Origin of the sequence: Candidatus Ponderosibacter sp. Uisw_141_02 (genome assembly GCF_048087665.1) — a bacterium.
Classification (GTDB): domain Bacteria; phylum Pseudomonadota; class Alphaproteobacteria; order Puniceispirillales; family Puniceispirillaceae; genus UBA3439.
Genome location: NZ_CP159807.1, coordinates 325,407 through 351,585 on the forward strand (window position 1 = coordinate 325,407; position 26,179 = coordinate 351,585).

The 26,179-nt window shown below is 51.1% G+C and carries 21 protein-coding genes; 15 read left to right on the top strand and 6 right to left on the bottom strand.

All coding sequences use genetic code 11. The annotated features are described in order from the left end of the window. From ABXT40_RS01660 to ABXT40_RS01670, 3 genes are read left to right on the top strand one after another with little or no spacing between them, the layout of a single operon-like run. Positions 1–2,166: an acetate--CoA ligase family protein gene (locus tag ABXT40_RS01660; RefSeq protein WP_443646106.1), complete on the top strand. Its 2,166-nt coding sequence runs from the start codon at positions 1–3 to the stop codon at positions 2,164–2,166. After that, complete coding sequence (locus ABXT40_RS01665) at positions 2,163–3,407, top strand: CaiB/BaiF CoA transferase family protein (protein WP_443646107.1); 1,245 nt, start codon at positions 2,163–2,165, stop codon at positions 3,405–3,407. Before ABXT40_RS01660 ends, ABXT40_RS01665 begins: the two co-directional genes overlap by 4 nt. Continuing rightward, positions 3,404–4,189: a citryl-CoA lyase gene (locus ABXT40_RS01670; protein WP_443646108.1), complete on the top strand. Its 786-nt coding sequence runs from the start codon at positions 3,404–3,406 to the stop codon at positions 4,187–4,189. Before ABXT40_RS01665 ends, ABXT40_RS01670 begins: the two co-directional genes overlap by 4 nt. Before the next feature lie 17 nt (positions 4,190–4,206). Here the strand turns inward: ABXT40_RS01670 and ABXT40_RS01675 are convergent, their stop codons facing one another. Beyond that, positions 4,207–5,421 (bottom strand): NADH:flavin oxidoreductase/NADH oxidase, encoded by a 1,215-nt coding sequence (locus ABXT40_RS01675; RefSeq protein ID WP_443646109.1) that lies wholly within the window; start codon positions 5,419–5,421, stop codon positions 4,207–4,209. A 20-nt stretch (positions 5,422–5,441) separates the two neighbouring features. Here ABXT40_RS01675 and ABXT40_RS01680 point away from each other — a divergent pair, with 20 nt between their 5' ends. Together ABXT40_RS01680 and ABXT40_RS01685 are read left to right on the top strand one after the other, a co-directional pair. Continuing rightward, on the top strand, positions 5,442–5,612 hold the full coding sequence (locus tag ABXT40_RS01680) for a hypothetical protein (protein ID WP_443646110.1): 171 nt from the start codon (positions 5,442–5,444) through the stop codon (positions 5,610–5,612). A 45-nt stretch (positions 5,613–5,657) separates the two neighbouring features. Then, on the top strand, positions 5,658–6,047 hold the full coding sequence (locus tag ABXT40_RS01685) for an SET domain-containing protein (RefSeq protein ID WP_443646111.1): 390 nt from the start codon (positions 5,658–5,660) through the stop codon (positions 6,045–6,047). Between the two features lie 3 nt (positions 6,048–6,050). Here ABXT40_RS01685 and ABXT40_RS01690 read toward each other — a convergent pair whose 3' ends face one another. After that, a complete protein-coding gene (locus ABXT40_RS01690; protein WP_443646112.1) occupies positions 6,051–6,863 on the bottom strand; it encodes an N-acyl homoserine lactonase family protein in 813 nt (270 codons plus the stop codon). 264 nt (positions 6,864–7,127) lie between these two features. Here ABXT40_RS01690 and ABXT40_RS01695 point away from each other — a divergent pair, with 264 nt between their 5' ends. Continuing rightward, positions 7,128–9,452, top strand: coding sequence for a molybdopterin guanine dinucleotide-containing S/N-oxide reductase (locus ABXT40_RS01695; protein WP_443646113.1), 2,325 nt, complete (start codon positions 7,128–7,130; stop codon positions 9,450–9,452). Further along, positions 9,449–10,291 carry an alpha/beta hydrolase gene (locus tag ABXT40_RS01700; RefSeq protein WP_443646114.1) on the top strand — a complete coding sequence of 281 codons (843 nt, stop codon included), beginning with the start codon at positions 9,449–9,451 and terminating at the stop codon, positions 10,289–10,291. Before ABXT40_RS01695 ends, ABXT40_RS01700 begins: the two co-directional genes overlap by 4 nt. A 6-nt stretch (positions 10,292–10,297) precedes the next feature. Here the strand turns inward: ABXT40_RS01700 and ABXT40_RS01705 are convergent, their stop codons facing one another. Beyond that, on the bottom strand, positions 10,298–11,371 hold the full coding sequence (locus ABXT40_RS01705) for a phosphotransferase family protein (RefSeq protein WP_443646115.1): 1,074 nt from the start codon (positions 11,369–11,371) through the stop codon (positions 10,298–10,300). Between the two features lie 230 nt (positions 11,372–11,601). Here ABXT40_RS01705 and ABXT40_RS01710 point away from each other — a divergent pair, with 230 nt between their 5' ends. The 3 genes from ABXT40_RS01710 to ABXT40_RS01720 all read left to right on the top strand — a co-directional run bounded on the left by ABXT40_RS01710 (position 11,602) and on the right by ABXT40_RS01720 (position 15,316). Then, positions 11,602–12,336, top strand: a complete 735-nt coding sequence (locus tag ABXT40_RS01710; RefSeq protein WP_443646116.1) for an SDR family NAD(P)-dependent oxidoreductase — start codon at positions 11,602–11,604, stop codon at positions 12,334–12,336. A gap of 99 nt (positions 12,337–12,435) precedes the next feature. After that, positions 12,436–13,644, top strand: a complete 1,209-nt coding sequence (locus tag ABXT40_RS01715; protein ID WP_443646117.1) for an acyl-CoA dehydrogenase family protein — start codon at positions 12,436–12,438, stop codon at positions 13,642–13,644. Between the two features lie 34 nt (positions 13,645–13,678). Continuing rightward, positions 13,679–15,316, top strand: a complete 1,638-nt coding sequence (locus ABXT40_RS01720; protein ID WP_443646945.1) for an AMP-binding protein — start codon at positions 13,679–13,681, stop codon at positions 15,314–15,316. 47 nt (positions 15,317–15,363) lie between these two features. Here ABXT40_RS01720 and ABXT40_RS01725 read toward each other — a convergent pair whose 3' ends face one another. The 3 genes from ABXT40_RS01725 to ABXT40_RS01735 form a co-directional block, all read right to left on the bottom strand. Further along, positions 15,364–17,166 (bottom strand): thiamine pyrophosphate-binding protein, encoded by a 1,803-nt coding sequence (locus ABXT40_RS01725; RefSeq protein WP_443646118.1) that lies wholly within the window; start codon positions 17,164–17,166, stop codon positions 15,364–15,366. Between the two features lie 190 nt (positions 17,167–17,356). Continuing rightward, positions 17,357–18,019: a GntR family transcriptional regulator gene (locus ABXT40_RS01730; protein WP_443646119.1), complete on the bottom strand. Its 663-nt coding sequence runs from the start codon at positions 18,017–18,019 to the stop codon at positions 17,357–17,359. Between the two features lie 19 nt (positions 18,020–18,038). Continuing rightward, positions 18,039–21,029 (bottom strand): FAD-binding and (Fe-S)-binding domain-containing protein, encoded by a 2,991-nt coding sequence (locus ABXT40_RS01735; protein WP_443646120.1) that lies wholly within the window; start codon positions 21,027–21,029, stop codon positions 18,039–18,041. A gap of 135 nt (positions 21,030–21,164) precedes the next feature. Here ABXT40_RS01735 and ABXT40_RS01740 point away from each other — a divergent pair, with 135 nt between their 5' ends. The 5 genes from ABXT40_RS01740 to ABXT40_RS01760 all read left to right on the top strand — a co-directional run bounded on the left by ABXT40_RS01740 (position 21,165) and on the right by ABXT40_RS01760 (position 26,135). Continuing rightward, complete coding sequence (locus tag ABXT40_RS01740) at positions 21,165–22,337, top strand: pyridoxal-phosphate-dependent aminotransferase family protein (protein ID WP_443646121.1); 1,173 nt, start codon at positions 21,165–21,167, stop codon at positions 22,335–22,337. 70 nt (positions 22,338–22,407) lie between these two features. Then, positions 22,408–23,385 (top strand): TRAP transporter substrate-binding protein, encoded by a 978-nt coding sequence (locus ABXT40_RS01745; RefSeq protein ID WP_443646122.1) that lies wholly within the window; start codon positions 22,408–22,410, stop codon positions 23,383–23,385. Positions 23,386–23,561: 176 nt separating this feature from the next. Beyond that, complete coding sequence (locus ABXT40_RS01750) at positions 23,562–24,032, top strand: TRAP transporter small permease (RefSeq protein WP_443646123.1); 471 nt, start codon at positions 23,562–23,564, stop codon at positions 24,030–24,032. Positions 24,033–24,044: 12 nt separating this feature from the next. Continuing rightward, positions 24,045–25,325: a TRAP transporter large permease gene (locus tag ABXT40_RS01755; protein WP_443646124.1), complete on the top strand. Its 1,281-nt coding sequence runs from the start codon at positions 24,045–24,047 to the stop codon at positions 25,323–25,325. Positions 25,326–25,337: 12 nt separating this feature from the next. Continuing rightward, entirely contained in the window at positions 25,338–26,135 is a 798-nt protein-coding gene (locus ABXT40_RS01760; RefSeq protein ID WP_443646125.1) for an enoyl-CoA hydratase, read from the top strand. The last annotated feature ends 44 nt before the right edge of the window (positions 26,136–26,179 follow it).

The window sequence follows — 26,179 nt, forward strand, 5'->3', positions numbered from 1 at the left end:
ATGGGCGATTTTGCACAGCCACTTATCGCGCCGCAATCGGTTGCATTGATTGGGGTATCGGGCGATGCCAAAAAACTATCAGCGCGGCCGCTGCAATTTTGCCAGCAACATGGCTTTGCCGGTAACATCTATATTGTAAATCCGCGCCGTGATGAGGTGCTTGGTCAAAAAGCCTATCGGTCGGTAACGGCCATTCCGGAAAAGGTAGATCACGCCTATATCCTTGTTGGCACAGATCTGGTCGAGGCGGCGTTTGACGATTGCATTGCGGCGGGGGTAAGGGTTGTTTCCATCCTTGCTGATGGATTTGCCGAGGCTGGCGATGCTGGCATGGCACGCCAATCGCGGCTTGTTGCCAAGGCCAAGGCTGCCGATATGGTTCTTATCGGGCCAAATTCAATGGGTGTGGTGAACACGAATAACGGTTTTGTTTGCACCACCAATGCCGCCTTTAAAACCGGTGAATTACCGCGGGGGCGGCTTGCTGTTTTATCGCATAGCGGCAGTTTGATTGGCACGCTGATTTCACGCGGGCAAGAACGCAATATCGGGTTTGCCGCGCTGATCTCGCTTGGCAATGAGGCGCAATCTTGCGTTGGCTCGCTTGGCCTTGGATTGGTTGAAGATGATCAAATTGATGGCTTTGTGCTGTTTCTTGAAACCATGCGCAATCCGGAAATCTTTGCCGCTTTTGCCGCGACGGCCAAACGCCTTGGCAAACCGGTGGTGGCTTATATGTTGGGAAAATCCAGCGATGGTCAGGCTTTGTCAGTATCGCATACTGGCGCAATGACTGGCGAAGCCGAGGCCGTTCGTGCCTTTCTGGCGCATCATAATATTGCCGAGGTCAGCCAGTTTGATGCGTTGTTTGAAGCGCCAGCATTGCTATTGAAAAAGCCGCAATTGAAATCCCGCCCGCGCCGCGCAACCATTGTCACCACAACCGGTGGCGGCGGTGCCATGCTTGTTGATCAGTTGAGTATCCGCGGGGTTAACCTTGCCGGATTAAGTCCCGCCTCAAAGAGGTTTTTCAAGGATCAGCAAATTCCGTGCGGCAGTGGCAAGCTTGTCGATGTAACGCTTGCCGGTGCGCAATATGACATAATGAAAAAAGCGATTACACAGCTCATCAATGATCCGGAAACAGGCATTGTGGTTGTAGCGATCGGGTCGTCAGCACAATTCAATCCAGAACTGGCGGTAAAGCCAATCATTGATGCGGCCAAGGAAAATCCGGCCGGCGCGCCGGTTATTGCCTTTCCGCTGCCAATTGCAAAACAATCAATGGCGATGCTTGAGGCGAATGGCATTCCTTGTTTTGGCAGTGTTGAAAGCTGTGCTGACAGTGTTGCCCTTTTGCTTGCTGCCGAATCCAGTGCATTGGATGATCAACTCGATGATGCCATTGACTTGAAAAATGTTCAGCAGCAGCTTGATGCGGTGATGAAGGCAGCGGCGATTGGCGGTGATGGCGGCGTGCTGAATGAAGTTGACGGCAACCAGATTTTTGCCAGCCTTGGTTTGAAGGGGCCGCGCCAGCTATTTTTGCCATTGTCAGAAATCAAGGCGCAACCAGCATCTGCATCTGTTGCAAAAGCGGGGCTTGCCTATCCGCTTGTCGCCAAGCTTGTGTCGCCGGATCTGCCGCATAAATCTGATTATGGGGCCGTGGTTTTATCAATCGAAACCGGTGATGCGCTTGATGCGGCGGTGGCGCAAATGCGAAAAGCCATTAATAGCCATCTCCCTGCTGCCAACATTGAAGGCCTGTTGCTTCAAGAGATGGCATTCGGGCTTGGTGAGGCACTTGTCGGTTTGCGGCATGATAATCTTGTTGGGCCAATCATCACCGTTGGCGCAGGCGGCATTTTTGCTGAAATCTACAAAGATGTCAGCATTCGCCCTTCACCGGTTAGCCTTGCAACGGCACGCAAAATGATTGACGAGGTCAAAGGGTTTGCCGCGCTTCGCGGTTATCGTGGCAAGGCAAAGGGTGATCTCGAAGCGCTTGCCAATCTGGTTGCCAATCTGTCTCAGCTTGCCAATCTTCGCCGCATTGCCGAAGCCGAAATCAATCCGGTGCTGGTGCAGGCTGATGGGGTTTTGATGCTTGATGCGCTGATCCGTATTCAACCGCAGCCAATGCTTGATAGCGCCGCATTATGATAGCGGACACCTTGCCATTATCGGGTATTCGGGTGCTTGATTTTGGCCATACGGTCATGGGGCCAACTGCGGGTTTGATCCTTGCCGATCTTGGTGCTGAGGTGATCCGGATCGAGCCTGTTACCGGTGATCCTACACGGCGGTTAAAAGGGTTTGGAACCGGATATTTTCCGTTTTTCAACCGCAATAAACAAAGCGTTGCGCTGAATTTAAAAGACCCGCGCGGCATTGCGATTGCCAAACGGCTTTTGGCCGAAAGCGATGTTCTGATTGAAAATTTTGGCCCGGGAACAATGGCGCGGCTTGGGCTTGATTATGCGCAGATTTGTGATGAATTTCCGCGCTTGATCTATTTGTCCTTAAAAGGGTTTTTGCCGGGTCATTATGAAAACCGCATTGCGCTAGATGAGGTTGTGCAGATGATGAGCGGCCTTGCCTATATGACCGGCCCGCCGGGCATGCCGTTGCGGGCAGGCGCGTCAATTGTCGATATTATGGGTGGTACTTTTGGTGTTGTTGCGGTGCAGGCCGCACTTCTTAAACGACAAGCAACCGGCAAGGGACAGCTTGTCAAATCAGCTTTGTTTGAAAGCGCGATGTTCCTGATGGGGCAGCATCTTGCCTATGCCGCGCAATCTGATGAACCGATCCCGCCAATGCCAGCCCGGGTTTCGGCTTGGGCGATTTATGACCAATTTGCCACGCGCGATGGGGCAAAGGTGTTTCTGGGCATCACCTCGGATCGGCATTGGCAGAGATTTTGTGATGCTTTTGGCCGTGATGATCTTGCCGCTGATGAAACGCTGGCAAATAATAACCAGCGCATTGATGCGCGAACGCGGCTTTTGCCAATCTTGAGCGATCTTGTCGCTGGTCTGGATTTGGCCGAAATATCGAAAAAAGCGATTGCGGCTGAATTGCCGTTTGCGCATATCGCCCATCCCGAAGCCTTGCTTGATGATCCGCATCTAAATGATGGCGGCTATCTTCTTGAAACATCAATGCCCGATGGCGCCAAGGGTCGCTTGCCAAGCTTGCCAATTAGCCTTGATGGTCGCATTTCCACGCTTCGCAGTGACCCGCCAGATATCGGCGCAGATACACGGCCATGTCTTGCCAGCCTTGGTTTTTCACCAGCCGAAATTGACCAGCTTTTTGCTGATGGCATCATCGGTCTTTTTGATGAAAAGGCTGGCAGCATTGAACTATCTGATTCACCACAGAAAGGATCATCATCATGACGGATGTAGCAGATTGGTGGCAAACCGATATTATCGATATGGCACCCGGGCAAATTCGGCTTCGCGGCTTTGCGATTGAAGATTTGATCGGCAATATTGGGTTTGCCGAAATGGTTTGGCTGATGACGCGCGGCACAAGACCCGATGCGGCGCAGGCGGCCTTGTTTGAGGCGGCGCTTGTCTCGGCGGTTGATCATGGCCCGCAGGCACCATCGATTGCGGCGGCGCGGATGGCGGTTAGTTGCGGTTTGCCATTGAATAACGCAATGGCAACGGCAATCAATATGCTTGGCGATGTTCATGGCGGTGCTGGGGAACAGGCAATGCAGTTTTTCCATGCTGTTAAAAACCATGCTGGCACAATGTCACGCGAGGCGGCCATTGATCTTGTGTTTCGCGAGAACAACCAGCTTGTCCCCGGTTTTGGTCACCGGTTCCACAAAAATGCCGATCCGCGATCGGTGCGGTTGATGAACTTGCTCGAGACAGCGGTTGCCGAAAAAGTCTGTACTGGCAGTTTTGCTGAAATCGCAATGGCGATCGAGGCCTATCTTTATCAGCAAAAAGGCAAAGCCATTCCGATGAATGTTGACGGTGTTACGGCCGTCATTTATGCCGAGCTGGGTTTTGAGCCAGCCTTGGCGCGCGGCCTGTTCTGCCTGTCACGTTCGGTTGGGGTGCTTGCGCATGCACATGAACAGGCGGGTCGCAAAGAGCGCAATAAAGGCCCGACACCGCCGCATTATCTTTGGACCTATGGTGGTGATAACCCAATCAAATAGACGTTGCAGATAGATAATCAGGATGACGCCCTGTCATCCAGAAAATAGCGAAGACTTTTGGCAATGAGATCTTGATCCTGATTGATGTCCATTGTCTTTTGCGCCTCGCGAAGACGAAGCCGATGCGCATATCCTGTTGGCAGATAGGAAAATGGGTCATCAACGCCAAGTGCCTCAGCCGCATGGGCTGGCCAATCGGCATTCCATAATAATTCGCGTGCCATGGCGATAATATCTGCATCCCCTGCCTGCAAGATATCTTCGGCCTGCTTGGCGGTTGTGATGCCGCCAACGGCAATGGTTTTGATCTTGGCTTTATGCCGGATACGGCCGGAAAAACTGGCCTGATATGCCGGAATCCTTGGCACCATCGGCATGTCACTTGATCCGGTCACGCCGCCAGATGATACATCGACAACATCAATATCAACCGCACGAAGCGCCTTTGCCAAGGCAATTGAGTCGGTCAGTCGCCAACTGCCGCCCTTGCCATCAACTGCTGAAAGCCGGAAAAAAACCGGCTTATCTTGCGGCCATTCTTCGCGAACCGCCGCGCCAATTTCGATGGCAAAGCGCATACGGTTTTCCAGCGATCCACCATAGGCATCGTCACGCTGATTGGCCGATGAGGACAGGAATTGATGGATAAGATAGCCATGCGCGCCATGGATTTCGACAATGTCATAACCGGCGTCAATGCTTCGCTTTGTTGCCGTTCGAAATGCTTCAATAACCCGCTTGATATCATCATGATCCATTTCTTTAGGCGGAATGGGGCGGGGTGGGCTTATGGCCGCAGATGGCGTCATAATTTGCCATGGTGGCAAGCCATCTTTGGCATCTTCGGCGGTGAGTGGACGCCAATCTTCAATCGCGCCATGGCATGATCCCTTGCGACCCGAATGGCCAAGCTGGATTGCCGGAACCGCACCATGCTGTTTGATCATATCAGTCAAGCGGCGATAGGCGGCAATATGACTTTGATGATAAAGGCCAGCACAAGAATGGGTTTTGCGGCCATCGGGTTCGACTGCGGTTTCTTCACCAAACACAATGCCGCAGCCACCAATGGCAAGCCTGCCAAGATGCATCATATGCCAATCATTTGGGCCACCATCATCCGAGTGATATTGGCACATTGGCGATGCCATGATGCGGTTGCGGATTTCAAGCCCGCGCAATTTTGTTGGGGTGAAAAGCAAAGGGGTATTAGGTGAAGATTGCGCTGTCACGTTGATAGGCCTCGGTGAAAATGAATAAAGACATTGAAATGCGCAATGGACAAACCACGCATGTGATTTTTCTATCTTTGCTGGTCAAACGACCCAACGCAACAGGATTATCAAAAAACCCTTGCCGCCCATCATGGCCGGATGATTTGGTACTGACGATCTTTGTCAAACCTGTTTATGATCACTGGTAATGTAATCGCGCCCAAGCTGATACAATGCCCAAATGGAGACGTTTCATGACACCACCTTCCAAATTAGCCAATGCTCAGACCGCATTGATCGAGGTTCGTGACTCAAAGCTTCATGGGCTTGGTGTTTTTGCTTGTGTCGATCTGCCAAAAGGCAGCGTTATCGAACGCTGTTCCTATCTTGTGATTGATGATGATGATTTGCAGGAAATCAACCGGCTGAATGATTATCTATTCATAAGCCCCGATGTGAAAAGCGACTATCTTTGCGTTTTGGGCTGCGGGATGATTTATAATCATGGTGCGCCGCCAAATGCCGAATGGCAAATTGCCGATGATGATAATCGCTTTATCGAATTCATCGCACTTGCCGATATTAAAGCTGGTGATGAAATCCTGCATGATTATGGCAACGACTATTGGGATAGCCGCACCTAGCGATTATTGTTTCGGCATCTCATCAAGGCGAACCATCAAGCCTTGTTTGCCAGCAACAGCAGGATAGCGTTCCATCACCTTTGGATCATGTCCTGGAATGATATGATCGGGGCTCGGTGCAACCTTTTTCAGCAGGTCAAAGCTTTCCATCATCTCGCCAACATGAAAGGCAATGGTGAAGGGGCGATAATCCTGCATATGTTCGTAATAATGGCTGGCATCCGATGCCAGAACAACCCAGCCGCGTTTGGTGTGAACCGAAACAAATTGCAACCCTGCCGAATGGCCACCCGTTCGGTGCAGCCGCAGCCCTGACGATAAATCACCATCACCGTCATAAAAAGTGACCTTTTGCGCGTAATTAAGCCGAACAATGCCGCAAACATCATCCAGTTCAAACGCATGTTGTAATTGCGGATAGCGCATATAGCGGCCAGTGGCAAATTGCAGCTCTTGTTCTTGAAGATGGAATTGTGCATTCGGCAACCGGTCAAAATTGCCCGAATGATCATAGTGAAGATGCGTCAGAACAACATCATCCACCGCATCGGCAGCGATACCGAAATCGGCCAAAGTCTGGATCGGGCATTGAATGAAATCGCGCTTGCGCTTGATCGCCATTTCGGCGGTAAAACCGGTATCAATCACCACAATATGATCATCTGACTTGGCCAGCCAAACAAAATAATCCATTGGCATGGGGCCATCATGCGGATCGCCGCCAATAAAATGTTCGCTTCGTACCGCATCGCGGGCGGCATAGCGGATAGCATAAAGCTCATAAATGGGAAGATCGGGTGAAGCTGGGTTTGACATAAAGGCCATCCGGTTGCCGTAATGAAAAAACAAAGATTAATGCGTTAACTATTAATGTGGTTTTCTTGCCAGCGATGGCAACAAAAAAATACAGATCTTGCCAAGGCGACGATAAATGCCAGCAACGCTATTTTTGCGCTTGTTTGATTTTGGATAGATTTTTACCAGCAGTGGCGTATTGTTCTTAGCATATTGATGCGTAAGCCATGCTGGCGAGCCGAGATGATGCCAGCCCTTAATGATAATAATAAGGAATGCGATAAGATGAGCCTTACCAGCGCACATTGGGGAACCTATCACGCCCATGTCAAGGATGGTCGTTTGACTGGCCTTAGCCATTTTGCCGAAGATTCTGACCCAAGCGAAATTGGCAAAGGCATTGTTGATGTGATTGACAATGAATCGCGTATCATGGGGCCGATGATTAGGAAAAGCTGGCTTGAGTCAGGGCCGAGAAGCCATCCCGAACGGCGCGGGATTGATCCATTTGTGCGGGTTAGCTGGGATCAGGCAAATCAGATTGTCGCTGCCGAGCTTGACCGTGTCATCGCCGCGCATGGGAATGAGGCGATTTATGCCGGATCATATGGCTGGGCAAGCGCTGGCCGGTTTCACCATGCGCCCGGGCAATTGCACCGGTTTTTAAATGCGCTTGGTGGCTATACCAAATCGGTCAATACCTACAGCTTTGCCGCTGCCGAGGTGATTGTGCCGCATGTGATCGGCCATTTCCGCAATTATATCTATAATCAGACAAGCTGGACATCGGTTCGTGATCATTGCCAGCTATTTGTTGCCTTTGGCGGGGTGGCGCTGAAAAACGGGCAGATTGGGCAAGGCGGCCTTGGCCGTCATATTCAAAAGGAATCGATTCTAGAAGCGCATAAAAATGGCGTTGAATTTATCTCAGTCTCGCCGCTTCGTTCAGACATGATTGATGATGTCGATGCTGCGTGGCTGTCGATCCGCCCGAATAGTGATGCCGCGTTGATGATCGGGCTTTGCCATGTGCTGTTTGACGAAGGCTTGCATGACCGTGCCTTTCTTGATCGCTATTGTGTTGGTTTTGACCAATTTGCCGACTATCTAACCGGTGCCATTGACGGCATTGTCAAAGATGCTGCATGGGCTGGTGCCATCTGCGCAATGGATGCCGAGGCAATCAAAGCGCTTGCCCGCCGCATGGCAAAATCACGGACGATGCTGTCATTCAGCTGGTCATTGACGCGGCAGGCGCATGGCGAACAGCCTTTTTGGGCGGGGATTACGCTAGCGGCCATGCTTGGCCAGATTGGATTGCCCGGTGGTGGATTTGGGCTTGGCTATTCGGCGGTGAATACGGTAGGCAATCATATCCAGCGTTTGCCGGTTGCCGCGATGCCGCAAGGCAAAAATGATGTCAAAACCTTTATCCCTGTTGCCCGCATTGCCGATATGCTTCTTCATCCGGGTGATGAGTTTGATTATGATGGCGGGCGCTATCGCTATCCCGATATCAAGATGATCTATTGGGCCGGTGGTAATCCGTTTCACCATCACCAAGATTTGACGCGGCTTTTGGCTGGCTGGCGCAAGCCGGACACAATCATTGCGCATGAATGGTGCTGGAACGCGCTTGCCAAACATGCCGATATTATTCTGCCTTGCACCACCTCACTTGAGAGAACCGATATCGCCATGTCGCCAATGGATAATTATTTCGTGTCGATGCAGGCGGCGATTGCGCCGGTTGGTGATGCGCGTGATGATTATGAAATTTTCCGCGGCATTGCCGCCAAAATGGGTGCCGAAAACGCCTTTACCGAAGGCCGCTCTGCCGAAGATTGGCAACGCTGGCTTTATGATGTCACCAAACAGGCATCAGCCGAGCAAGGCCATGAATTGCCGAGCTATGATGCGTTTCGCAAAGATGGCTGGTTTAAATTACCACCGCCGGCAACAGCGCATGTCATGTTTGCTGATTTCCGCGCCGATCCGGTGGCCAATCCATTGGCAACGCCAAGCGGCAAGATTGAGATTTTTTCACAAACCATTGCCGGTTTTGATTATGATGATTGTGCGCCGCACCCATGCTGGTTTGTACCGCCTGAATGGCTTGGCAGCCCTGATCGTGGCTCGCGGCTACATCTTCTTGGAAACCAGCCAACCGCGCGACTTCATTCGCAGCTTGATCATGGCAGCATAAGCCGTGACGCAAAAATTGCCGGCCATGAGCCGGTTAAGATCAACCGGCAAGATGCCGCCGAACGCGCTATTGAAAATGGCGATATTGTGCGGCTTTATAATGATCGTGGGTCATGTCTTTGCGGGGCGACTGTCAGTGATGAGGTGATGCAGGGCGTGTTGATCGTCAGTACCGGCGCATGGTTTGATCCCGATCCGTCAGGTGCGTCCGGCCTTAGCTGTCATCATGGAAATCCCAATGTTTTAACGCCGGATCTTGGCACATCAAAATTGGCGCAGGGGCCAGCCGCCCATTCTTGTCTTGTCGAGGTGGAAAAATGGAACGGCGGTGCGGTTGCGATGACAGCGCATAAGCCGCCCCTGATTGAAGATGGTCGCCGCCAAGATTCAAAGGCAACATCATGAGCTGGCAGGTTTGGCGTGATCACGGCATGGAATCGCAATTCAATCCGCGCGTTGCTGTTGGCGATGCGGCTGCGGCTTGTCTTGCGGCATGGGCTGATCAATCGGCAATTCGCAAAGCTGAATTAACCGGTCGTTTTGATCTAGCCTATGGCGCGCACCATTTGATGAATTATGATTTTCATCCGGGGCGCGAAGACCGGCCAATCATCATCAATTTTCATGGCGGCTATTGGCGGGCGCTTGATAAGGCCGATATAAATCATCATATGGCTGATCTGGCAAAAAGTGGATTTGGGCTGGTCAATATGAATTACCCGCTTTGCCCTGATGTAAGCATGACCCAGATGATGACGCATCTTGGCACTGGCATTGACGAGGTGATGAAAATGCTTGATGCAGGCGGCCATCATCAACCGATTATCATGTTTGGTCATTCGGCCGGTGCGCTTATTGCGCTTCATTTGTCGCATCACCCAAAATTGGCGAACCGGCTTGCTGGGATTGCTGCGCTATCAGGCATTTATGAAACCGAATTGGTGCTGGAACTGGCTGTCAATGAAGATGTGCGTCTTAGCAAAGACGAGGCGCATAAATGGAATTGTTTAACCCATATGCCGGCGGTTGGGCCTGCCTATTATATTGCGGTTGGCGGTGCCGAGCCTTCTGGCTGGATCGACCAATCATGGGTCATGGCAGAGGCGCTTTGCCAACGTGGTGACAACGCCCAGTTTCATGGTTGCGGCGGTCTGCACCATTTCAATCTTGTTGATTGTTTATGCGACGGTAATCACCATGATGGTGCGCGGCTTCATGACTGGATGAAATCCCTGTCGCGCTGATCGTAATCAGCCTTTTTTGGCGATATAATCTGCCAGGATATCTTCACCAAGACCGGCAACCATTTTGGCTTGACCGCCAACCGACGCGGCATTGTCCGCCGACGCATTGCCATCAAGGTGACGTTTCAGAACGCCTTGTAAAATGGCGGCAAAACGGAAACATTGAAAAGCGATGAGCGCGTCCCAATTTGCCGGACGTTCAAGACCGGTTTTGGCGCAAAAGGCGGTAACCAGCGCGGCTTCATCTGGAATGCCGAGACTGCCCCGATCAATGCCGCCAAGCCCACCAATTGGCCATTTCGCATCCATGCGCAGCATCGCACACCAATAGCTAAGATCAATAAAGGCCGGTCCAAGGGTGCTTAACTCCCAATCAATCAAGGCAGCGATCTTGACCTGATCCTGGATCAATAGATTATCCAGCCGGAAATCGCCATGGATGACGCAAAAGCCGGGAACATCTCCATCAAGGCAATTTGGCAGTTCGGCAAGCAGAAATTCCATCGCGGCAATCGGCTCGGTTTCACTGGCGCGATATTGGCGCGTCCATGTGCCAAGCTGGCGGTCAATATAGCCTGATGGTTTGCCAAAGCCTCCAAGTCCAAGCGCAATCGGGTCAAGCTGTGCCATTGCGGCAAGAACATCAATTTTGGCATGAAACAGGGCGTGCCGATCAGCACCAGCATAGCCTGCCAAGGCAGGATCAAACAGGGTGTCGCCTTCAACTTCACGCATGATGAAAAACTTCATGCCAATAACATCTGGATCATCGCAAGCGGCAATCATCCCCGGAACCGGTACTGATGTTTTATCCAATGCTTTCATGACGCGAAATTCGCGATCAACCGCATGCGCTGATTTCAGCAATAAGCCGGCCGGTTGCGTGCGGAGAACGAACCGGCCATCCTGCTCGCCAAGATCGGTTTGCAACCGATATGTCGGGTTTGACTGGCCACTTGAAAATTTGTCCAAATTGATCGGCGCGCCAATCTGCGGGGCGGCGGTTTGCAGCCATATTGTCAGTGATGACAATAGTGACGCATCACGTGCTTTGTCGGCGCCGGTCGTAAAATTCGTCATCACATAGCTCTGATTTAACAATGATCGGGTGAAATTGCGATTTGCAAGGTCAGCAAAGGGGTAGATGGCAAGATTGTTTTGACCATCTTGGCTCAGCTAGCGTAAGTTTACTAGGCTGTTTCAAGTGATGAAACGAAAAAGACGCTAACTTGCATGATTGCTATGAATGCTATCCATTTTAACTCAACTTCAGGTCACTTCATGATAAATTTTGGTTTCGGAGAAAGTGCATGACCAGAAAACTTCATGGAAAGACGATTGTGGTCACTGGTGCCGCGCGCGGCCTTGGTGCCTTATTTTGTCACGCCATTGCCGATGCTGGCGGAACCATTCTTGCGCTTGGCCGTGATGAGGCGGCATTGGTGGCGATGATTGCCGATTTGTCGGGCACGGGACATGATCTGATTCTGGCCGATGTGGCCAAGGCTGATGCGGTTAGAGATGGGCTTGCCAGCCGCCGGTTTGATGGGCTTGTGAACAATGCCGGCATCGCGGTGACCGCCGCATTGCATGCCAGCAGTGAAGATGATGTAAGGCGCGTCATTGACACGAATTTTCTTGGCAGCCTATGGACATTGCAGGCCGCGGTTCCGGTACTAAAGGCGGCTGGTGGCGGGGTTATTGTGAATATAGCATCAGTGCTAGGCCATCGCCCATTGCCGCATACCGGAATCTATGCAGCCAGCAAGGCGGCAATCATGCAGATGACACGTTCGGCAGCGATTGAGCTTGCGCGCGACCATATTCGGGTGAATGCGCTGGCACCTGGTTATGTGATGACCGATCTAAACCGTGATTTTCTAGTAAGCGAGGCTGGCATAAAGCTGCAAAAACGTACCGCGCTTCACCGTTTTGCCAGCCCTGCCGAATTGATGCCAGCTTTGTTATTTCTGCTGGACCCAGCCAACAGCTATATGACGGGTGAAACCCTGACCATTGATGGTGGCATGAGTGCCAGCCTTTAAAAGAGATAGGACACCGAAAAGAGATCCCGAGAAGAGATAAAGTCCCGAACGAAAAGTTTAAATAAATTACCGCTTTGAAAAGAATAGGATTGCCGAAATATGGATTTTTCAATTGATGCCGCATTACAGGCCGATCACGATCGGTTGCGCGCCTTTGTCCGCGATGAAATCGTGCTGCTTGAAGCTGATCGGAAGAATTACGATTCCTACGGCAATATTGATATGGCGGTATTGCAAACGCTTCATGCCAAGGTCAAGGCGGCTGGTTTATGGGCACCACAAATTCCGCGTGAGCAGGGCGGGCTTGGTTACGGGCCAACCGGCATGGCGGTGTTGTATGAGGCCATGAATTATTCGATCTTCGGGCCGGTTGCGTTCAATTGTGCTGCACCGGATGACGGCAATATGTATATTCTGAATAAAGTTGCCACCCAAGCGCAAAAAGATCGCTGGCTGACACCAATTATCAATGGTGATGTGCGGTCGTCCTTTGCCATGACCGAGCCTGCGCCCGGTGGTGGTTCCGATCCAAGCATGATCCAAACAACGGCACAGCGGGTGAATGGCAAATGGGTCATTAATGGCCGCAAATGGTATATTACCGGTGCTGGCGAGGCGGCGCATTTTATTTTGATGGCCAAAACAGGTGATGGTGCGCGTGATGGGTTAACCGCCTTTTTGTTTCACCGTGATGATCCGGGCTGGCGCATTGAAAGACGGATTGGCATCATGGGGCCAGAAGAACATGGCGGCCATTGTGAATTGGTGTTTGATGGCATGGAACTTGATGATGACCGCGTGCTGATGGGCGAGGGCAAAGGCCTGAAGGTGACGCAAATCCGGCTTGGGCTTGCTCGGTTAACGCATTGCATGCGCTGGCTTGGGCTGGCCAAACGTGCGGTTGATATTGCGGCTGATTATGCGGCGCACCGAACTGGTTTTGGCATCAAGCTGATTGACCGTGAGTCGATTCAGATGAAGCTTGGTCAGGCAGCGATGGATATCGAGATTGGCCGTGTCATGGTGATGCGCGCGGCATGGCGGATTGAACAGGGGTCAAAGGCACGCCAAGATATTTCAATTGCGAAAATCCATGTGTCGCAATTATTGAATCGGGTCACAAGCGACGCTATTCAAATTTGTGGCGCGCGCGGCTATTCAACTGATACGGTTTTGGAATGGATCTATCGCTATGGGCGTCAGGCATTGCTTGTTGATGGCGCAACCGAAGTGCATCAGATGGTTATCAGCCGGTTTTTACAACAAACAGATCATGATTTCTGGGGTTGGGGTGTTGGCCATGATTAATCTGAATCAAGGGGGGATTTAAGCGATGTCTGATATGTCATCTGGATCACCATTCGCCGTATTGGATATGCAAGGGGCTGATATGCAGCCGCTGTCACCAGTGCATTTTATTAACCGTGTTGCCTATGTTTTTGCCACAAAAACGGCCATTGCCTATGGTGCGCGGCGGATAAGCTATGCCGAATTTGGCAAGCGTTGCAAACAGCTTGCCGCGGCAATTATCGGTTCTGGCATTGCGCCACAAACCACGGTTTCGGTCTTATGTCCGAATGTGCCGGAAATGCTGGAATTGCATTTTGCCGTGCCGATGACAGGCGGGGTTCTGAACACAATCAATACACGGCTAGATGCCAAGACAATTGCAACCATTCTTGATCATGGCGAGAGCCAGATGCTGTTTGTTGACCGCGAATATGCCGATGTTGCCGAGGCGGCGCTGGCAATCTGTGATCGCAAAATCAGGGTGGTTTGCATTGATGATCCGGCTATCGATCTTGGCCGGATGATTGGTGATGTTGATTATGAAAGTTTTCTTGCTGGCGGGTTGGCAGAAACGCCCCTGTTTGATTTGCAAGATGAAACCATGCCGATTTCGCTTAGCTATACATCAGGAACAACCGGCAATCCGAAAGGTGTTGTCTATTCGCATCGCGGGGCCGCATTAAATGCGCTTGGCAATGTTTTGGCGATGGGGCTTAGCACCAGCAGCACCTACCTTTGGACTTTGCCTTTGTTTCATTGTAATGGCTGGACGCATCCATGGGCGGTAACGGCGGTTGGTGGAACGCATGTTTGTTTGCGGGCAATTGATCCGGCCGAAGTGTTCCGGTTAATCGATGCGGAAAATGTAACGCATATGGCGGCCGCACCAATTGTGCTGTCGATGTTGATTCATGCGCCCGATGAGGCCAAGCCAAAGACCGCCAAAACAATTCCGGTTCAAATTGCCACTGGCGGCGCGGCACCCCCAAGCAAGGTCATTGATGATATGGAAACGATGGGTTTCAAAATCACCCATCTTTATGGCTTAACCGAATCCTATGGCCCGTCTTTGATTTGTGAAATGCAGGCCGAATGGGAAGAATTGCCACTTGCCGAACGGGCGCAGAAAATGGCGCGTCAAGGCGTGCCGCATGTTCTGGCAGGCGATTATCGGGTGGTCGACCCGCAAACAAAGGTTCCCGTTCCTGCTGATGGCAAAACCATTGGCGAGATCATGCTTCGCGGCAACACGATTATGAAGGGCTATCTTAAAAACCCTGAAGATACCGCAAAAGCATCGTCTGGCGGTTGGTTTCATAGCGGTGACCTTGCGGTAATGCATCCCGATGGCTATGCCGAGGTCAAGGATCGATCAAAAGATATCATCATTTCGGGCGGTGAAAATATTTCCAGCCTTGAGGTGGAAGAAGCGCTGTACCAGCATCCCGATATTATGGAAGCGGCGGTGGTCGCCCGCCCTGATGATAAATGGGGCGAAACGCCATGCGCTTTCATCACCTTAAAGCCGAATGTGGATCAACCTGATATTGATGATTTGCGCGCTTTTTGCCGTGAGCATCTGGCAAGCTATAAATTACCAAGCCATTTTGTGTTTTCTACCTTGCCAAAAACCCAGACAGGCAAGATTCAAAAAACCGTACTTCGCGAACAGGCGAAAACGGTTACATAAATCATCTGGCGTCACGCAGGTAATATTGGCTTGGCTCTGGCTTGTTCTTATTTCGGAATATAGCGTTCGCCAATTGCGGGTTTATTCACGCCAAGGCCGGGTATCTCCCAAACGCCTGCCCCGGGCGGGTTTAAATCACCGCTGATATTGGCATCTATCAGATAGGGGCGATTGCTTTTGATTCCGGCCAGAATGGCGTCGCCAAGATCGCCAGCACGGTCAATGCTGACACCTTCAACACCGGCTGATCTGGCCATTGCGGCAAAATCGGGATTATAGGGAAGGCAGGTATCGGGATGGTGGAAATCGGTTGCCAGCTCGCGGTTATCAAGATAGCCCCGTTGCAGGCCACGGATCGAGCCATAGGCGTAATTGTTCCAAACCACCCAGACAACCGGAATATTATATTCAACCGCGGTTCCCAGAACATTGGCATGCATAAAAAACGCCCCGTCACCGCAAACCGAAACACAAGGCCTGTCTGGCGCGGCCAGCTTGGCACCCATCACCCCAGCAACACCAAATCCCATTGGGCCAAACCCCATTGATCCGATCAATGAATCAGGTCGGGTCGGGTTGCAAAATTGCAGTAACCAATTGTGATGCACGCCAATATCACTCACCAGAATGGCATCTTCGGGAAGCGCTTTGTCAATTTCAATTGCTGCCCGCTGTGGGTTGATCGGGCTGCTGTCATCACTGTGGCCAGGTGCGGTAAAGGCGTTCCATTCAGCACGATAACCATCAATTGCTGCCAGCCATTTGCGGCTTGCGGCTGTTGGCTCACCGCTATGGCCGCGGCGGTCAAGCTCTGCTAATATTTGCCGAAGAAAGGTGCGGACATCAGCCATCAGGCCAAGCGCAACTGGATAATTCCGACCGATTTCTTCAGGATCAATATCAACATGGATCAATCTTGTTGGCGGAATGGTAAAGGAATAGCCGGGAATCCAAGAGCTGGAGGTGCGGTCATCAAATCTGACACCAAGCGCCAGCAGAACATCGGCCTGCCGACAAGCATGGTTTGATTGATAAGTGCCGCCACGCTGCACCAGCCCAAGGGATAAGGGGTGCTGAACCGGTATGGCACCAAGCCCGCTTGCTGATGACGCAACCGGAATTTGCAGCCGTTCTGCCAATACCAGCAATTCATCTGCCGCGCCGCCATAGCGAACACCCTGCCCAACAACAATCACTGGCTTTTCGGCAGATAGCAGCATATCAACGGCCTTGACCACTCCATCAGGGTCGGCACCGCAACGCGATGAAATATTGGCTGACCATGCCGCCGGATCAGGGGTTTCACTCGCTGCGGCTTCTTTGAAAATATCAAAAGGAACATCAAGAACAACCGGACCCGGGCGTCCAGTTGTCATGGTTTTCCATGCCTGACGCATCATAAGTGGAACCTGTTCACCACGGGTGGGTTGGTAAACGCGTTTGCAATAGGCCTGTACCGTTGACGGAAAATCAGCCTGATAATGGCGATAAGTTTCTTGAAACGCACCACGATTAAACTGGCTTGTTGGCACATTGCCGGTAATTGCTAGAAACGGAACTGAGTCAAAAAAAGCATTGCCAAGGCTGATCGGCAGATTCGCCGAACCCGGGCCGCATGATGTGAAGGTTGCGGTTGGCTGACCCGATACCCGATAATAGACATCGGCCATAAAACCAGCAACGCTCTCATGGTGAACCGAGATTGTGCCAATATCATCTTGGCGTTCATGCATTGCATCAATTAGACCTATATTGCCATGGCCGCATAGGCCGAAGACATAAGGCACTTTTTCTTTGATCAGATAATCAATTATAACCTGCCCGCCATTTAACTTATTTGTATCTGACAAATGCTTGGCTCCCCTTTGGTTGTCACCTTTGCGGCGATCAATATATGCTGATTGAACTTTGCTGAATCATGGCACAAGCCTTGGTGGCTTCCAACAAAAATGGCCGCATTCAGATCAATTTTGGGACTTTGTTTTGCCAAGAATCACAGGGATTTTCGGGATTATGGCGCGGTTATCTTTGTGTAGATGATTACTCATCACCCATGATGCGGTTAAAGCTTGAAACAAGGTCATTAAATCGGACGCCAACAATGGTGATGTGTTTTTTCATGGTTTCCATAGCGCGGTCGGCATCGCCATCACGAAGTGCCGCCAGAATGATATCATGTTCGGCCATTGATTCCTCCATCCGGCCACGCACCCGTAATTGCAGGCGGCGGAAAGGGCGAAGACGATCATGAAGGCGGCGCGCTTCGCTGGCCAGAAAGCTATTGCCAGACATTTGATAAATGCGGCTATGAAGACGGGCATTGACCTCGTAATATTTCTTGGTGTCATTAGCAGCAACCGCCGCGCGGCAGGTTTCATTATCCTTTTCCAGCGCGTCAATATCATCGATGGTGGCGCGGCGTGCGGCAAGCCGGATGGCCATACATTCCAACTCGGCCATCACTTCAAACATTTCAACAAGCTGGCTCAGACTTGGCGCGCGAACAAAGGTGCCGCGGCGCGGCAGATGTTCGGCAAGGCCAGATTCGGCTAGCCGTTGCAGCGCTTCACGAACCGGTGTTCGCGACACGCCGTAAAAGTCGGATAATTCAGTTTCATCAAGGCGTTTGCCATTGCCAAGCTCGCCTTCGACAATACGCTGTTCAAGCGAGTCTCTGATTTTTGCTGATGGTAATCTATCCATCTATTCTAAATCCTGATGATTAATTATCTTTTTTTATATTATCAGTCGCTTTCATCCATTCGTCTAGGATAATCGCGACATGTTTTGCTTCCCGTGCGGTGCCATCCTTGATTTGGCAGCGGCATGATGTACCGTCGGCAATAATGACCGTGTCAGATGCAGAGTCGCGAATTTTGGGAAGAAGCGTGGCATTTGCCATTTTCATCGATACGTCAAATGTGTCGGCGCCATAGCCAAAGGCGCCGGCCATGCCGCAACAGCTTGTTTCGATTTTTTCGACCGCCATGCCGTCAATCCATGACAGCACCTCTTCGATCGGGCGCACTGCGTCAAATGCCTTTTGGTGACAATGGCCATGAAGAAGGGCTTTGGCATTTCCGCTTTTTAAGGGCAGTTTTGGTTTATCGCGTGCCAGCAATTCTTCGAACGTTAATGTTGCATCGGCAACGGCAAAGGCATCTTTGCTTTTCAACAAGGCCGGAATTTCATCACGAAGCGCCAAGGTGCATGATGGTTCCAACCCAACAATCGGGATGTCAAGCTTGGCAAGGGGTGCCATGGCGTTAACCAGCCGGTTGGCTTCATGGCGAGCGCGGTCAATCATGCCGGTGGATAGAAAGGTACGGCCACAACAAAGTGGCTGTTTGGATCCATCGGGCATGGGGGTAAAGACATCATATCCAGCCGCCTGCAAAACTCGAACCGCTGCGCGGATATTTTCCGGCTCGAAATAGCGGTTAAAGCTATCAATGAAAAGCAATACTGGCGGTTTAACTGTCGCTGATGATGATTTATCGGCAGGGGTGTTTGGCAATTCATGATTGCGGAACCAGCGCCTTTGCCAGCGTGGTAAGGGGCGGCGGGCGCTAAAACCGGTTATTTTTTCGCTTAGCCAAGCCAACCCCGGGACAATGTCACGCAATCTTATCAACGGTGCAATCGCTGCCGCATAAGGAGCGTAATCGGGAAGATGGGCAACAAGCCGGTCATGAAGCGACAGGCCTTTTGCCTCGGTGCGAAGCGCGGTCACTTCAACTTTCATCCGCGCCATATCGACACCTGTTGGGCATTCGCGTTTACAGGCTTTGCAAGATACGCAAAGCTTCATCGTGTCTGCCATATCGTCACTGGCCAATGCCGCTGGGCCAAGCTGGCCCGATAGGGCAAGGCGAAGGCTATTTGCACGTCCTCTTGTTGAATCGCGTTCATCGCGTGTTGCGCGGAAAGACGGGCACATCACCCCGCCATCCAATTTGCGGCACGCCCCGTTGTTATTGCACATTTCAACCGCGCCTTGCAGCCCGCCAGCCTTGCCAGGCCATGCGTCCCAATTTAATCGGGTTGGAAAATCATCAATTTTATATCCAGGTGAAAACCGGAAAAGCGAACGATCATCCATCTTTGGTGCATTGGTGATTTTGCCCGGATTGAAAATATCCTGTGGGTCAAACATCTGTTTTACTTGCCGGAATAGGGTGGCCATTTTGGTGCCAAACATTACTTCGTTGAATTCGGAACGGGCAATGCCATCACCATGTTCGCCTGAATGCGAGCCACCATATTCCTTGACCAGTTTGAAGGCATCTTCGGCAATGCCCCGCATGGCGGCAACATCATCAGCGTTTTTCATATCCAGTACAGGGCGAACATGAAGACAGCCAACCGATGCATGCGCATACCATGTGCCGGTTGTGTTGTATTTGGTAAAGATCCGCGTCAGCTTGTCAGTATATTGGGCAAGATCAGGAAGCGCGACAGCGCAATCTTCGACAAAAGATACTGGCTTGGCGGCGGTTTTCATCGACATCATGATATTCAGGCCGGATTTGCGCATTTCGCTGATGCGCGCCTGATCGTTATCTTCGGTCAGAATAACCGTACCGCCGGTAAAGGCAGCGGGTTTGTCCCAGCCAAAGCCAAGATCAGCCATCATTGTTTCCAGCGCGGCAAGACGGTGGGTGTTTTCGGCCGGGTCTTCTTCGGCAAATTCAACCACCAAAATGGCGGCCGGTTTGCCTTTGATATAAGTCTCGACAGTTGGCCGGAAAATGGAAATCGACCGCGCCAGATCAAGCATGGTGCTATCAATCAATTCCACCGCAACTGGATCAAGCGTCACAAGATGCTGGGCGGCATCCATGGCTTTATAAAAAGTGGGAAAATGGCACAGCCCCATCACCTTGCGGGCGGGAAGGGGTGATAATTTCAACGTGATCGCGGTTGAGTAGGCAAGCGTGCCTTCCGACCCAACCAAAAGATGCGCAAGATTTATGCCGTCACCGGCTTTGCCATCGGGGCGAAGTGCCATTGCATCGGGAATAAGCGAGTCGATATTATAGCCGCCAACACGGCGAAGCACCTTTGGAAAGCTGGATAGAATTTCATCGCCATGTGTTTCACCAAGCGCTAAAAGGTCAGGCAGTATTTCGCCAAGCCGTCCGGCGGGTTTTGCCGCAGCTGGATCATAAGCACCAAATGACGCATGGGAGCCATCGGCAAGAATGGCGTCAATCGCCAGTACATTATCGCGCATGATGCCATAACGGATGGATCGGCCGCCACAGCTGTTATTGGCAGTCATGCCGCCAATGGTTGCCCGACTAGAGGTGGAAACATCTACCGGAAACCACAGCCCATGCGGCTTCAACTGACGGTTCAATTCGTCAAGAACAATCCCGGGCTCAACAACGCAGCGCCGGTTTTCGACATCGAGTTCCAGAATTGAATTGAGGTATTTTGTGTTATCGAGAACCAACGCGTGATTGACCGTCTGGCCACATTGCGACGTACCGCCACCACGCGGCAATAGCGCCATGCCCTGTTCACGGCAAAAGGCAATGGTTGCTTCGATATCAGCAATTGTTTTTGGAAGAACAACAGCATGCGGCATCATTTGATAAATCGACGCATCGGTCGCATAGCGACCGCGCGTGAACCCATCATCAAACAATTCACCAGAAATAGATCGCCGTAAGCGATCGAACCCGATGAAGCCACTGCCGTCAGCCATTTTTTGCTCCGAATTTTAGTATACAATTTTGTTGTATTGTTATACAAAATATATGTAACATTCAACCTTATTGATGGTAACAAAAACACTATCAATGAAAAACAGATACCGTGCATATGATCGGAGACCAATTCAATGCCTACACCCTATGCCGCTGGCCGTCATTTCCTTCAAATTCCCGGCCCTACAAATGTGCCTGACAGGGTGCTTCGTGCGATGGACTATCCGACCATTGATCATCGCGGCCCGCAATTTGCGGAAATCGGGGCAAAATGCTTGGCCGGTATGAAAACGATTTTCAAGACGGACAGCCATGCGGTGATTTACCCTGCATCGGGCACGGGCGCATGGGAATTGGCATTGGTGAATACCCTGCAAGAAGGCGATCTGGTGCTGATGGTTGAAACGGGGCATTTCGCCTCGCTTTGGCATAAAATGGCGTCTCGCTTGGGGCTTGAAACCGAATTTCTGGCCACTGATTGGCGCCGCGGTGTTGATCCGCAACAGGTTGAAGATCGGCTTCGCGATGATTCGGAAAACAAGATCAAGGCCGTTTGTATCGTCCATAACGAAACCTCGACCGGATCAACATCGCGCGTTAATGAAGTGCGCTTGGCGATGAATAATGCGGGCCATGATGCGCTGTTGCTTGCTGACACAATCTCGTCACTTGGCTCGATTGATTTTCGGCATGATGAATGGGGCGTTGATGTCACCGTTGCTGGTTCGCAAAAAGGCCTGATGCTGCCGCCCGGACTTTCGTTTAACGCAGTGTCGGAAAAGGCACTGGCCGTTGCCAGCAACGGCGGCATGCGCCGCAGCTATTGGGATTGGGAAGAACAGATTGCGGCAAATAAGGATGGCGCGTTCCCATTTACCCCGGCAACCAACCTTCTTTACGGCTTGGCGGAAGCAATTGATATGTTGCATGAAGAAGGGCTGGATAATGTGTTTAAACGGCATGACCGGCACGCCGCCGCAACGCGCAAGGCCGTGCAGGCATGGGGTCTTGAAGTTCTGTGTCAGGAGCCAAAGGATTATTCGAGCGCCTTGACCGCAGTTTTGCTGCCTGATGGGCATAATGCCGATGCTTTCCGCGCTGGCGTGTTGCAGAATTTTAACATGTCACTTGGCAATGGTTTGGCCAAGCTTGCTGGCAAGGTGTTCCGGATTGGACATTTGGGTGACTTTAATGATCTCATGCTTCTTGGCACATTAAGTGGTGTCGAGATGGGATTGTCACTTGCTAATATTCCGCATCAAAAAGGTGGTGTTGACGCCGCCATGAATTTGCTGAAAGGCGATTAGAAGACTCACATCAGTTTTGCCATCCCCAAAGCTGGTGCCAAACATTAATGGGATGAAATGGGAGAGAAACATGAAATCCATCGTAAAAACGCTTCTGGTGACGGCTGTTACTGCGGTTATGGCAACGTCAGCCAATGCGGCAGATATGGTGCTGAAATTTGGCCATGTTGGCAAGCCTGGTTCGTTGTTTGATATGTCAGCAAATGAATTTGCGCGGATCGCCAATGCAAAGCTGGCCGGCAAAGCTGAGGTACAGGTCTTTGGATCAAGCCAGCTTGGTAAAGACAAAGAATTGCTGCAAAAGCTAAAGCTTGGTCAGATTGATTTTTCATTGCCATCATCAGTGATGTCATCGGTATCGGACGAGTTTGGTGTTTTCGAAATGCCGTATATCATCCAGAGCCGCGACCATATGAAAAAGGTGCAAGCGGCATTAGGTGATACATTCCAAGATGCGGCTGGTGCCAAGGGCTATCATATTTTGTCATATTGGGAAAATGGCTTCCGCCATATCACTAACAACACCCGTGCGATCAATGTGCCAACCGATCTGCAAGGCATCAAGCTGCGCACACCAAAGGGCGCTTGGCGAGTCAAGATGTTCAAACTTTATGGTGCGAACCCAACACCAATGTCATTTTCTGAGGTCTTTACCGCCCTACAAACAGGCGTAATTGACGGTCAGGAAAACCCATATGCACAGATTGCATCAGCAAAATTCCAAGAAGTGCAGAAATATCTGTCAATCACCGGCCATGTTTACACGCCTGCTTATGTCCTGACCTCAAAGAGTGGTTTTGGTAAACTGCCAGCCGATGTTCAGGCTGCATTGCGTGAAGCCGCCGTTGAAACACAGGCTTATGTCTATGAAACCGCTGCTCGTCTTGAAAATGAGCTGTTGACCGTGATCAAGGATGCTGGGGTTGCTGTTAATGTGGCTGACAAGGCAGCTTTCATCGCCGCGTCAAAGCCAATCTATGACGATTATGCATCATCTGTAAAAGGTGGTGATGCGCTGATTTCGAAAGTACAGAACGCAGCGAAATAAAACAAAATCCAGCCATCAGGGTTAATGGCCCCGATGGCTGGTCTACTTATTTTGATATTTTGAAGATTGTGAATTGCCAAAAACACGCCGGCAACCAGAAGAAACTGGACGGCAAAAAAGTCAGGGGGGGGATCACTGACGTGACTAGTGTGGAAACAAACTTATTGCAACGTGTGATGACACGAGCGCTGGAATGGTTTCTGATTTTTTTAATGATCGTCCTGACCGCCGTTGTTGTTATTGCTGTTTTATATCGGATCGCCGGAGATTCGCTGTCTTGGTATGATGAAGTGGCAGCGGTGCTATTGTCATGGGTCACTTATTATGGTGCCTGTCTTGCCGCCCTTGAGCGCAAACATATTGGCGTTGATTCTGTTTTATTGATGCTGCCAACCAAATTTCGCATGATCGGTGTCGTTGTTGCTGAAGCCTTTGTCATTGGCTTTTTTGTCTTGATGGCATGGGCTGGATATCAAGTTGTGATGATCCTTGAAGGTGAATCCCTTGTCAGCCTGACATGGATATCGGTGCAATTTACCCAATCGGTTATTCCGGTGACGGCGGTTCTTTTCATTATTTGCGAATTGCTAAGCATCCCGGGCTATTGGCGCGCGGTGGCCGCTGGCCAGTCGCTGAACGATCATTAAGGGCAAATTGATATGTTGATTTTCATTATTTTAATGGCCGTGATTGGTCTGATTTGTCTGAATGTGCCGATCGCCATTTCTTTGGCGCTCGCTGGTGTTCTTGGATTGTTAATAACCGAAGGCCCATCATCTTTGGTAACGGTCGCGCTTGATATGTATGATGGCTCGACGAAATTCTCCCTGATTGCCATCCCGATGTTTGTTCTGGCTGGCGCCATTATGAATGCGGGTGGTGTGACGCGGCGATTGATCGAATTTGTGTCGGCGCTGATTGGCGCTGTTCGTGGCGGTTTGGCCATGGTTTCGATTGGGGTTTCCTTATTTTTTGCCGAAATTTCAGGCTCGGCTGTGGCGGATGTTGCTGCTTTGGGATCAATCATGATCCCCGAGATGAAAAAACGTGGTTACGGCGCGCCGTTTGCGGCTGCAGTCACATCATCATCGGCATCGCTTGCAATCATTATTCCGCCATCAATTCCAATGATCCTCTATGCGGTATCGGCCAATACGTCGGTTGAACAGCTATTTGTCGCTGGCTTTATTCCAGGTCTGATGGGGGCAATCGGACTTATGGGCGTGTCTTGGTGGTTTGCACGACGGTATAATTTACCGGTTGAAGAAGCGTTTAACTGGCCGCGCCTTCGTCATGCAGCAATCGAAGCTGGCCCTACATTTTTACTGCCAATCATCATTCTTGGCGGTATCTTTGGCGGATTTGTAACCGCTACCGAGGCTGCGGGTCTGGCTGTTCTGGCGGCGATCGGCGTTGGCATTTGGTATCGTGAAGTCGATTTTAGGCAGCTCCATCGAGCGATGCTTGAAGGCGGCATGCAAACGGCTGTGGTAATGGTGCTTGTTGCGGCATCGGTTTTGATGGGTGGCTTTTTGACCCGGGCGCAGATTCCACAGGAATTGGCAGCGCAGATGGTTGCCTTTACCGACAGTAAATATGTCATTCTTTTGATCCTGAATGTGTTTTTCCTGATCATTGGGTTTTTTCTGCATTCGGCAGCGGCGATTATTCTGGTTGTGCCAATCGTTGTGCCACTGATCCAGCAGGTTGGCATTGATCCGGTGCATTTTGGTTTAGTCGTGACGCTAAATCTTGCGATTGGCCAGCAAACGCCACCGGTGGCCTCGGTTCTGATTACCGCCTGTTCGATTGCGCGGGCGAATATCTGGGAAGTGACACGGGTCAATTTACCCTTTATTGCAGTCTTGGTTGGGGTGCTTCTTATCTGTACTTATGTTCCGGCCATTCCAATGTTCTTGGTCGAGTTATTCTATCGCTAGAAGGAAATTGACATGACTGCTATTGATCGCGAATTGCTTGTCCGCATTGACGATGGTATCGCGCATGTAACCTTGAACCGGCCGCAGGCACGCAATGCGCTGACCTTTGGCATGTATGAGGAATTAGCCAAGCTTTGCGCCATAGCAGGCACTGCCGATGATGGTGATCATATCAAAGCCATCGTCATTGCAGGGGCAGGTGATAAGGCGTTTGCCGCTGGCACCGATATTGGCCAATTCGCCGCCTTTGGTTCGACCGAAGACGGCTTGCTTTATGAAGCAAAGGTCGAAGCCGTCATCAGCCAGATCGAATCCTGCCAAGTTCCAGTGATTGCCGCGCTTCATGGCGCGGTTACGGGTGGCGGGCTGGTGATTGCAGCAGCAGCGCATGTTCGCATTGCCAGCGTGGCGGCGGTTGCCGGCATGCCGATTGCGCGTACATTGGGCAATTGTCTGGCCGTATCGAATCTTCGGCGTTTAACGGTATTATTTGGCGAATCACGTGTTGCGCATATGATTTTAACCGCTGAATTGCTGGGTGCTGAGGCGCTTTTGACAAGTGGGTTTGTGCATGAGGTTTTACCCGATCAGGATGGTTTGATGGCACGCGCGAACCAGCTTGCCGAACGGATGAAACAAATGGCACCGCTAACGATTCAGGCCAGTCTCGAGGGGCTGCGACGGTTGCGCCAAGCCGTCCCACTGCCGGATGATGCTGATTTGATCGAGAAAAGCTATGTAAGCGCCGATTTTGCCGAAGGGGTTCGCGCCTTTCTTGAGAAGCGCAAACCGCAATGGCAAGGCCGATAGCCTTACCAAACGCAGATAGCCTTCAACAAACAATGTCCAGTCTT